This is a genomic window from Roseococcus sp. GW821-FHT12F05 (assembly GCF_058806835.1).
In genome coordinates, this window is record NZ_JBXAQB010000033.1 from 1 (window position 1) to 10,393 (window position 10,393).

Annotated in this window: 6 protein-coding genes; all 6 read right to left on the reverse strand. The window is 65.2% G+C overall.

The features are described from left to right. Nucleotides 1-1,767: 1,767 nt before the first annotated feature. Nucleotides 1,768-1,956: a hypothetical protein gene (locus AC1ROY_RS33710; protein WP_493153340.1), complete on the reverse strand. Its 189-nt coding sequence runs from the start codon at nt 1,954-1,956 to the stop codon at nt 1,768-1,770. Nucleotides 1,957-2,558: 602 nt separating this feature from the next. Next, on the reverse strand, nt 2,559-3,281 hold the full coding sequence (locus AC1ROY_RS33715) for a class I SAM-dependent methyltransferase (RefSeq protein ID WP_493153341.1): 723 nt from the start codon (nt 3,279-3,281) through the stop codon (nt 2,559-2,561). Between the two features lie 201 nt (nt 3,282-3,482). Continuing rightward, entirely contained in the window at nt 3,483-4,586 is a 1,104-nt protein-coding gene (locus AC1ROY_RS33720; protein WP_493153342.1) for a glycosyltransferase family 4 protein, read from the reverse strand. After that, nucleotides 4,586-7,882 carry a glycoside hydrolase family 99-like domain-containing protein gene (locus tag AC1ROY_RS33725; protein ID WP_493153343.1) on the reverse strand — a complete coding sequence of 1,099 codons (3,297 nt, stop codon included), beginning with the start codon at nt 7,880-7,882 and terminating at the stop codon, nt 4,586-4,588. Before AC1ROY_RS33725 ends, AC1ROY_RS33720 begins: the two co-directional genes overlap by 1 nt. A 99-nt stretch (nt 7,883-7,981) precedes the next feature. Next, nucleotides 7,982-8,866 carry a class I SAM-dependent methyltransferase gene (locus tag AC1ROY_RS33730; protein WP_493153344.1) on the reverse strand — a complete coding sequence of 295 codons (885 nt, stop codon included), beginning with the start codon at nt 8,864-8,866 and terminating at the stop codon, nt 7,982-7,984. A 168-nt stretch (nt 8,867-9,034) separates the two neighbouring features. Then, the coding region (locus AC1ROY_RS33735; protein WP_493153345.1) for an ABC transporter ATP-binding protein at nt 9,035-10,393 on the reverse strand (1,359 nt) is incomplete at its 5' end.

The following is a 10,393-nucleotide window of genomic DNA, read 5'->3' on the forward strand; positions in this document are numbered from 1 at the left end:
CCGTGGTGCTGGGCCGCCAGCGACAACGGCTGACCGTCACGCACGAGCCATAAGGGCCTCGTCGCCGCGCTTACGCTAGATCAGATGGATGCTGTCGTGATGGGCCTTACGGGTAGCTAGCCGACCCTACGTAGTTCCCCTTAGTGCGTGCCAGGCCATGAGTTCGCCCAGCATCGCCTCAACAAAGGGAGGCGACCAATGCGGCGGGTGATTTTGGCCATGGCTGTTGCTGGCACCTTCGGGTGGCGCCCGGCGAGTGCGAGCATCAACCGGGCAGTGCCAATAGTTGAGGCCTCTCAGGCCGTCGAGGTTGAATCTAGCTCAGGCCGGGCGCGGACCCAATCGGTGAGCGGCTACACCGGCGAGACGGCCAGTATGTGCCGCCGTATCGGTGAGCGCCGGCATAACATGTGCTTCGCCGCGGCGACCGTGAACGCGAGGCTAATGAAGAGTTCCGCCGCGAACACCCGCAATTGCGAGCGTGAGAAAACTTGCGCTCTGGCGGCGGGTATTCATGACGTTTTCCTTCCGCCTGAACGCCTGCCCAGCTGGAAGTGACCCCGCCGCGGGCCAGCCGCATTCGTCGGTGCTGACTGAAACGGCAGACTCGAGCCCTCGCTCGAGGAGCGCGCAACGCGCGTTCGGCCAATGCCGTCGTCGTCTCAGCCAGCCGTCGGAAACAACCACCCCCAATGCCGCGGTGCAACACGTTCTTCCGCAATAGATTCAGCCTCATGGAGGCTACCGATGTGAGCCCTCCAGCACAGTCGCCCTCGGACCCTGCGCGCACCGCTGCTCGCTCTGGTTGGCCTGTATTCTCCTGCTGGGTTGGCGCCCGACTTTCTTGGTTGTGCGATGGGGCCGCGGTGCGCCGATACGCTGGTCGTGGCGATCGGAACCAACAACCTGGCAGCATGACCGAGGTGCGAGCCAGGGCCTATCCGGCGCGCGTCGCCCAGCTAGCGGGCTGGTGGAAGCCGCGCAGCGCCGTCTGTGCCATTTCCGCACATCCGCCATGGTGCGGGGCCAACGCCTGGCTGGCGCGGCGGCTGAGCCAGATGGCAGGCTGGCGCTGCCTCATGGCCGGATTGCACGGCGGCGCGAGCCGATCGGGGCGACGGCCGTCTACGGACGCTGGGGCGGCCTGCGATCGGCTGCGCTGAAAAAAGAATCATACATGATGAGCAGCAAGGGCGGCCGAGGAGGGCCGAGCGCGATGCACCACGCTACTAGCTGGCTAGCATGCACTCGGCTCTGGCAGCGTGGCAAGGTCCGGAGGGCGAGCCTTGAGGTGCCGGTGCGGGCAGAATGAAGCCGAGTCGCGGGAAGTGCCTCTTGGGCGGAAGGTCCAGCGACGCTCCCGCCCAAGGCGGCGCCTTAGGGAGCCGCCGGAAACCTCTGCGAACTTCTTCCCGGCTTGATCTCGCTGATCCGACCAGGGTTCACGTCGCGTAACTCCGGGGCGAGCCCTTTTGGGAGCTGCTCACCATGATGGATTCCACAGCAGGTATGGCCGACTCCACAAGCGTCCGATAACCTGTTGAAAATAAGGAGAAGATTTCTCGTGGACCCAGACGCTGAACCCGCCTCAGAAGATGAGACAAAGCACGGCCGGCGAGACCCAAGCTGGGCTTTTGCTGTCGCGAATCAGCCGCCCCGTACATAGGCTGAGTGAGCTGATCGGGATCAACCGGGACTACGCCGGGCTATCGGCATTTACCTAGCCCGGCGACGAGTGATCTCGCGCCGGGCTTTTTGTCTGAGCCTTCAATCCAGCGCAGCGTCCGTCCGGCCCGCGGGGATGTAACCCCTCACGGCGCTGGAGATCAGCGTGCACACGGCCGTTTCACGGGACTGTTGGCCGCTTGCCTTCCACCAGCGGTCGAACGCCGCGGCATCTTCCCGGGTCAGCTTCACGGTGATGGCCTCCGGGGCATCGATGTAATGATCAGGCATGTTGTCTCCGTCGCGATGACGTGACACACGCTGCTTTTGACTTAACGACTGCGCAAGCCCCTCAGCAGTTGGTTTAGGCCGACATGGGTGAGGCAGGCACAGACATTGTGTGGCTACGGCGTCGTGGGTTCTTGTCGGTGATCGTGCTCGTGCGACAAGGTCCCCATCGACATGGAAAGGGAGGCAGTGGGTGCCCGACTGGGAAGACGATATAAGGCAGCGGAAACTTGAGGAAACGCTCAAGGCGCCTGCGACGTTGGCCGAAGTGAGGGACCTGTTACTTACCGTCCTAGCGAGGCTCGAAAAGATCGAACAGCGGCTCGGCAGATAGCGTATCTCGGGCCTTGCCTGCGGGCTGCGTGGTGGAAGAGTGCGCGCGACGCTCTACTGGCGGAAGGGTGCCAGCGTTTGCCGCTAAGCCAGGAAAAGGACTCTTGCCTCATACGAACCGTAGACACCTGAATCAGATTCCTACCCCCGGAAGCAACTTAGATTCAAAAATCCGGGTACGCTTTAGATGGCTGCAGTTGATTGGTCGGCTTAAGTAAATAGGACAGATTGCGCGGCCCTTTCTGTCTTGCTCTAACCTCAGCCACCTTGCACTAGAGGCCTGAATAAGCCTTGTCGGTCTTGATGACGCCGCCTGTAAGCGGAGTCGGCCTAGCCCAGAAGCAGACGCGTCCGTCTTTCTCGGTCTGGTGGAAGATCTGGTGGTCCTCCACCGTGAAGCCGGCATCAGTCAACATGGCTTCTACACAGGCAATGTTGGGGGACCAGAAATTCGTATCGTCATTGTTAAGGCTGCTAGCCGGGTGATAGCGGGCAAGCGGCTCCTCTCCCAGATCCATGGCGACGAGGGTTTCCAGAATTAGCTGCTCGCCGCAGCGCTCGCGCAAATTGTGCAGGCCGCGCACCATGTCCGGCAGATGATATAGGACACCCAGACATAGGACAATGTCGTATTTGGGGAGACCCTGCTCAGGCAGCCGGTAGATGTTGACTTGCCGGTAGTCGAAGGGTGCTCCGTGCAGCATCTCCATAATTGCGAAGCCGAGTTGTGTCTTCGGCAGGACGTCGCAGGCCGTGACCTTCGCACCGCGAATGGCCAACTGCTTCGTGAAGAAGCCATCTGCCGGTCCGATCTCGAGCACACTACGGCCGGAAAGGTCGGCAGAAAGCCGAAGCGCGCCCAGCGTGCTGCTCGGATCGTAGACACCAGGGGTGACGACGCCGGGATGGACCTCGAAGCGATGATACCACCAGGGGTGGCCAGCGACGAGCGCTCGCGCTTCCTCGCCCGTGTAAGTCCTGGTCTCGGCAGACATGTTCTATCGCCTCCGTTCGATTCGGCCGATGGCAATCTGTCACGTCGGCTGGCGGGTGGGAATTGGTGCCACTGCCGCCTATCGTCCCATTCCGGGCTGGGAGCCGGAGAGCGAGGCCTGGTGCAGGTAGGCCTGCACGACATGGGCAAGCGCGCCGGAGTGTCCGACGGGAGCCGTCCTAATCGCTGGCCGGCGTGGGGATCAGCCGCCGACGATCCGGGCCGCCATCCTTAGACCAATGGCGCGGTAGGAAAAATGGGTGCGGATGTGGCGGCGCGCTCGCGCGCCAATTTCCCGACCTAGCGCAGGGTTGTCCAGCAGACGCAGCATGGCGTCGGCAGCCTGTCTGACATCCGCCTCGGCCCAGACTTGGCCGGCCGCGAAGGGGTAGGCGCCCTCCGGCACCGCGACCAAGCGGTATCCGACGGATAAGAACGTCCCGGGCGCCATGAAGTCCATGTTCCCGCTGTAGCCTGTAGCGACCACGGGCTTGCCAAGGAACATGGCTTCCGCGAGGCCGAACCCGTAGCCTTCCGCGCGGTGGAGCGAGACGAATACGTCTGCTGTGAGATGAAGGGCCTTCACCTCGGCCTCGGGCAGGGTGCGGTCGAGCAGAATGACCTGGTCGCCGAACGGCTTCAGGAAGTCGAGGAACCGGTCGCGGTCGTCGGGCCGGGCGCGTGACGAGTTGAGCTTGATCACAAACCGAGCGTCAATTGCGGGCCGCGCCGCCGCCACGCGCTGGAAGGCCTCCAGGGCGGCGAAGGGGTTCTTCCGCTCGATGAAGGAGGTCAGGTCGAAGAAGAAGAGGAAGACGAAGGCATTTTCTGGAATTCCGAAGCTGCGCCGGCCAAGCGGCTGCACCACCCGCACCTCTGTAGGCAGGGGGAGGTGGTGCGCCGGCCGACGCGCCGCGGCGGAGACCGCGGCGAATGTATATTCGGAAGACGACCAGATCTCGTCGAAGCGCTCGAGTTCGCGCGCCCATTCAGCAGGATAAATGGGTAGCTCCCAGGCGGGATAGACGATCCGGTGCCCTGCCTGAGCCCGCTCACCGAGATGTGCGAGGATTGGCGCCACCTCATTACCGTTAATGCAGAACACGCTCGGCCCTGGGCCGACGCGGTCGGTCACGAAGGGGCGGAGTTCCGCCTCCCAGGCGGCCTCAGGCTCGTTAACGCCGTAGACGTCGAGTAGCCGCACCGGCACCCTCGCCGCGCGCAGCGCCCGGAAGGTCGCGCGCAGATGTTCGCCCATGCCGATTGCCGCAAAGGGATGGCCGACGAGGACCACGGGATGCTCCATCACACGGCCTCGTCGCGGCCGAGCAGGCGCGACTGGAGTGCGCCTAGCACCGCCTCTAGCCGGGAGTGCCCGAACAAGCGGTCGGGCTCGAGTTGAGCCCCTTCGGCCCACTCGTTCCAGGCATTGATGAAGACGATGCGCTCCCCCGGCGCGTTGTGCGCGCAAGTCTGGTCGATCGCGCTCTCCAGCCAAGCCTGGAAGGCACCGGGAGTCGCGCCGTGAAAGATGCTGGCTGTGTTCATGCGGCGGGCAGTGTTGTCCCAGCCCGGCATTACGGTCGGGAATCGCGGCCATGCGGGGAAGGGGCGCCCGCTGAAGCCAACCGCGGAGGCCTCATAGTCGTAGATGTGACCGGCGAACCCCGCATGGGCCGTCCGCCGGGTCACTTCGTCCGGGACGGGATCGCCGTGCGGGGGGAACTGCACACTCGCGTCCAAGCTGTACTCCGCGAAGGACGAGGCGGAACGCGAATGCTCGAAGGATTCGACGGCAGCCAAATAGATCTCGCCGATCCCCTCGGCGCGGCAGATGGCGCGCCACCGCTCTGCTGTCCCACGAAAGTCGGGGATCAGCTCGACCCGGTATACAAGGAGCAAGGGCTTACCGTTTACGCGGACATAGCGTGGATCGCGCATGTAACGGATGATATCGAGGATCATGGCCTCGCTGTCCTCGGGCGAGTGGCTCTGGCCCATGAGGATCTCGGCGTCCTGCCCATCCCATCGGCGCGTCCAGTTCTCATTCGCCCAGCATAGGAAGAAAGGGAAGTTGGGCTCGCCAGAGGCGAGCATTCCGTCCAGCGGCTGCTCCAGCAGGCGGTGCCCGCCGAACCAGTAGTAGTAGAAGCAGAAGGCCTCGATGCCGTAGCGCTGCGCGAGCTCGGCCTGCTTGACCATGACGTCAGGCAGGCGCAGGTCGTAAAAGCCCAAGGTCGAGGGCAGCTTCGGCTGCGGATGTCCCGGATATTGCGCGACCGCCCGCGTGACGTTGGACCATTCCGTAAAGCCGGTGCCCCACCAGCGGTCGTTCTCGGGGATCGGGTGGAACTGCGGCAAGTAGAAGGCGAAGAGCCGCACCGCGTTCATCTCGTCGATCAGCGGCTGCCACCGCTCCGCGACCTTCTGCTGGTTGGCGACGATCATGCGCATCTTCGCCTCCGTGCCGGTCGCGGCGGTAGAGCGGCTGAGGTGGTGCACCACCGTGGATCCCGCGACGTACCAAACGTCGAGCCCATTGCTCCGCAGCCGCAGGCACAGCTCGAGATCCTCGCAATAGGCCGGCGCCAGCGCCTCGTCGAAGCCGCCGAGCGACTCCCAAACGGCGCGGCGCAGCATCAGCGCCGCGCCGGAGCAGTAGTCGACGCGCCGGTTGAAGGCGTAGCGATCGAGGTCCGGGTCGTCGTTGAGCCCGATCAGGCGGCTCGACCCGTCGGCCTCGACACGCACACCGGCCTCTTGGAGGTGCCCGTTGGGGTAGAGGATGCGCGGGCCCGCGGCGCCGGCGAGTGGCTCGGCATGGAACAGATCGAGAAGCGGCCGCAGCCAGCCTTCGGTGACCTGGACGTCGTTGTTGAGCAGCAGGAGGAAGTCGCCGCTCGCTATCCGGGCAGCCAGGTTGCAGTTCCGAAGGAAGTGCAGGTTCTCTGGATTGCGGCGATAGACAAGGCCCGGAACTCGCGAAAGAAGCTCCTGCGTCCGGTCCGTCGAGGCGTCGTCGGACAGGATGACCTCGTACCCCACGTCGTTCCCGCTGTGGCGGCGGATCGACAGCAGGCACTCGACCGTGAGTCCGAGGTTGTTGAAGACCGGTACGATGATGGACACGATAGGCTTGTCGTGCACGGGAAAGGACAGGGCTGCTAGCGCGGCTTCCGCGCCTTCCTCTGTCACCTCGACAAGCGGCGCCGGCATGGGGCGGGCCTCCTCAAGGCGTCGGCGCTCCGCGTCGAGAAGGCGCGCCCTCATCGGCGCGTGAGTGGCCCATTCCCACCGGCCGTCGGGAAGCGGCGGCTCGGCCGCCGACGCCAGCGGCTCGGGGGCGGTGGCCACCGGCACCGGCGCCACGGCGGCACGCCGCGCCCGCAGTCGCGCGGAGATTTGGCCGGAAGCCGTCCACCAGACCAGCTTCAGGCCGCGCCGGCCGAAGCGCGCGAGCCAGGGCATTCGGCGCAGCAGCGCGCGCAGCGGCGCCGTGGCGCGCCAGGTGGTACTGGATAGGAGGGTGTCGAGGCTCGCGCTCAACGCCCGATGGCTCTCGCCGAGCGCCTGATAGGCTGCCTCGACCTCCTCCAGCCGTCGCGATTGCTTTCCGATCACCGCCTGCGCCTCGCGCTCGGCCTTCCGGGCCTTCGAGGCCTCCCGGGTGACGTCCTGGACCTGTTGCCGCTCCTCATCGAGCTCCTGCTGCTGCAGCGCCGCCTGCATCGCGAATCGCTGCTGTGCCTCGTCCAGTTGCTTCTGCAGCAGTTGCATCTGCGCCTCGACGCGTTGGCGCATCTCCTCCAGGTGCCAGATCAGCCGCGGCGTGTGCATCACGCTGCCCGGGACCTCTAGGGAGGCCGCCGAGCAGACCGCGATCAGGTAGGGCGCGTTCGGAACCCCCACCCCCCGGTCGAACAGCGTGCCGTCCGGGGTGTCGAATCCCTCGATCATCCCGCCGGGCCCGGTTTCGGCCGCGCGCAGGATCACCGAGCCGTGCAGTGCGCGCTGCTCAAGCAGCACCACCTGTGGGAAGTGCTCACGCATCAGCGCCAGGAATTCCCTCCGGTCGAGCTCCTTGAGGTGGAAGGGGTTCTCGTGATCGACCGCGTCGGAATAGACGGCGCGGTCGGGCGAGGAGACGATGAGCACGCCACCGGGCCGCAGCACGCGGCCGATCTCTCGCAGGAAGCGACCATGGTCGTTCAAATGCTCGATCGTCTCGAAGCTGACGACCACGTCCACAGAGCTGTCAGTGATGGGCAGCGCAGTGGCATCGCCCTGCCGGAAGGACACTCGTTCACTGAGGTAGTGGTCGTTGGCGAAGCGGACGCTCTCCGCGCTCACGTCCACGCCGATTACAGAGCGGGCGGTCTGTCCCAGCAGCGCGGCCCCATAGCCTTCGCCGCTCGCGACATCCAGCACGTCGCGGCCCTCGCAGAAGCTGAGGGCGAAGAGGTAGCGGTGGTAGTGCTCGCTCTGGATGTCGCCCAAGAGGCCGCTGACGTAGCGCTCACCCGTGGACTCCATGGCTGACGACGGGGTGGAAAACCGGAATGCCGACCGGTTGGAACGGTCGCCTCGCGACAGCAGGCTCATCCAGCGATCCGCCGGCGGAGCATCGTCGATGAGCTGGACAATTTCATGTTCTTCCCAATGTGTCCGAGCGTCCGATCCACATTGGGACCGGACGGGTTTCTAAGCCGCCTGGTGTCGCATGTGGACGATGATCTGCAGCGGATCGTCGAGGCTGTGATCGTAGGCCTCAATCCGCAGACCCGGCGCGGCCGCGGCCAGCCAGTCGAAGGTCATGGACGTGTCGCCGTAGGTGACGTCTCCCTCGATAGGCTCACGGTTGTGGGGGATGAAGGCGAAGCCCCTTTCGTCGTGATGGCGCAGCTGGGCAAGGAACTGGTCCCTTTCGGGACTAGCCGCCTGCGCTTCGCCCACCTGCTGCCAGTATTCGCGTGGACGGATGGTCACGACGAGAAGGCCGTCCTCCGCCAAATGGTCCCGTAGAGTCGCGATCGCCAGTCGCGTGGCCCGCTCGGAGAGATGGGTAAATACGGAAAAGGCGTAGATGAGGTCGAAGCGCTGGTGCTCGACCGGCAGCGAGCGGGGAAGATAGTCGGAGACGGCGAGATTGCCGAACATTCGGTCCTGCCGGCAAATGGAGATGGACTGATCCCAGGGGTCGACGCCCCAAAGGCCCCGGGCCGCGGCGTAGTAGGCCATCAGCCGCAGGATGCGGCCGTAGCCGCATCCGAAATCGAGGATCGAAGCCTCCTGCAGGCGTCTACCCGTGAGCTGTTGGTGGCGGACCGCGACCGAGCGGACGAAGGTCAGGCTTTGCGTCAGAAGCGGGTAGCCGGCATTGCCCGTCCAATTCCGCTGGACCTGCTCGTCCGCCATTTTCGGCAGAACGGCCGAGAGCGCCGGAAAGCCGGCATGCGGCATCTCCAGCAGCACGATGCCGAAATCATCGAGCGAAAGCCGGCGTAGAATCATGAGGGCGGCTTCGAGATCGCCGCCCAATGCCGCATTCTCCGCCTGGACTACGATCTCCTGCATGTGCGCGAACATCAATTTTCCTTCTCGTGGTAGCCCGTGAGGCCGGATCTCTGCCGAATCCGCCACGTGGCGAATATCTTAGAGCAGGGCGGTCGAAGGCGCGAAGGCACCATTTGCCTGAGGCCCGCGGCCGAAAGTGGCCGAACCATAATGCCCGGACGGAATCGGACACCTCATGGCTTAGTCGGGGCCGACCGAGCGCTCCAGCATGGGTACCCCCAGCAGTGCCCCCAGAAAACGGCGCGGATGTACGTCGAACATCAGCGCGTCGTGCACCCAATGGTGCTGCACGTGATCCACCTGTGTGCCTGAGGCGATGGCGGGGGTGATGCTGTAACGCCCGGGCGCGAGGTCTGGCATCGTGAAGCGGAAGCGCGCATGCGAAACGGTGCCAGCCCGGAGATCGAGCTCGGGCAGAACGCCCGGATCGTAGGTATTTTCGGAGAAGATGGGCTGCCCGAGACGGTCCCTCACGGTGAAGCCGGCGATTGCGCCTGTGATCTCTTCGATGGTCCTGATCCGAAGGGTAAGCATCACCTCGTCGCCGCCTTGGATGAGGCCGAGCGGCCGTCCGGCGGAATCCGTGAGGCTCAGCCCGACAATGCGCGCTTTGCCGGTGCCGAAGGCTGTGCTGTCCGCCCCGACCGGGACCAGTTCACCCGGGATCGGCTCGTCCGGCTCCGGCCCGGTCGGTGCCTGGCTCTCTCCTCCCGTCAGCGAGGTGGCCATCCGCACCGCATCCTCCGTAAGGCCCATTGAGGTCGCGGCAACGAACGCGCCGTAGGCCTCCGTCACCTCCTTGGCCGCCCCTTGCGCGCGGACCTCGCCCCGGTCGAGCCAAATAGCGCGGTTGCACAGGCTGATCACCGCGCCCGGGTCATGCGCGCAGAAGAGCACCGTGCCGCGCTTCTGGAAGCTGCGCAGCCAGCGGAAGCACTTCTGCTGGAAGGCGGCGTCGCCGACAGAGAGGGCCTCGTCGATGATGAGCACGTCGGCGTCCACATGCGCGATCACCGCGAAGGCGAGGCGCATGGCCATGCCGGAGGAATAGGTCTTCAGTGGCTGGTCGATGAACTCGCCAATATCGGCGAAGGCCAGGATGTCGGCGAGCCGCGCCTCCGTCTCTGCGCGCGAGAGGCCGAGCACGCTGGCGTTCAGGAAGACGTTCTGCCGCCCGGTGTATTCGGGGTTGAAGCCCGACCCCAGCTCCAGCAGCGCGGCGACGCGGCCGGAGACCTCCACCTCGCCCTGCGTGGGCGTCAGCGTGCCGCAGACGAGCTGCAGCAGCGTGGATTTGCCCGAGCCGTTACGGCCGACGACGCCCAGCGTCTCGCCCCGCGCCGCGCTGAAGGAGAGCTCCCGCAGCGCCCAGAACTCGTTGAAATAGGCCCGCGCCTCGACCGGCCGGCCGAGGGCGCGCAGCAGGGGCGCCACGAGCCGGCGCAGCCGCGGCACGATCGCTTGGCGCAGCCGGTCGGTCGGCGTCGGGTAGATGCGATAGGCCTTCGACAGGCCTTCCACGCGGATGGTGAGGTCAGA

Coding starts and splice junctions, on each gene's coding strand:
- AC1ROY_RS33730 (WP_493153344.1), bottom strand. CDS start 8,866: ATGTTCGCGCACATGCAGGAGATCGTAGTCCAGGCGGAGAATGCGGCA.
- AC1ROY_RS33715 (WP_493153341.1), bottom strand. CDS start 3,281: ATGTCTGCCGAGACCAGGACTTACACGGGCGAGGAAGCGCGAGCGCTC.
- AC1ROY_RS33725 (WP_493153343.1), bottom strand. CDS start 7,882: ATGAGCCTGCTGTCGCGAGGCGACCGTTCCAACCGGTCGGCATTCCGG.
- AC1ROY_RS33720 (WP_493153342.1), bottom strand. CDS start 4,586: ATGGAGCATCCCGTGGTCCTCGTCGGCCATCCCTTTGCGGCAATCGGC.
- AC1ROY_RS33710 (WP_493153340.1), bottom strand. CDS start 1,956: ATGCCTGATCATTACATCGATGCCCCGGAGGCCATCACCGTGAAGCTG.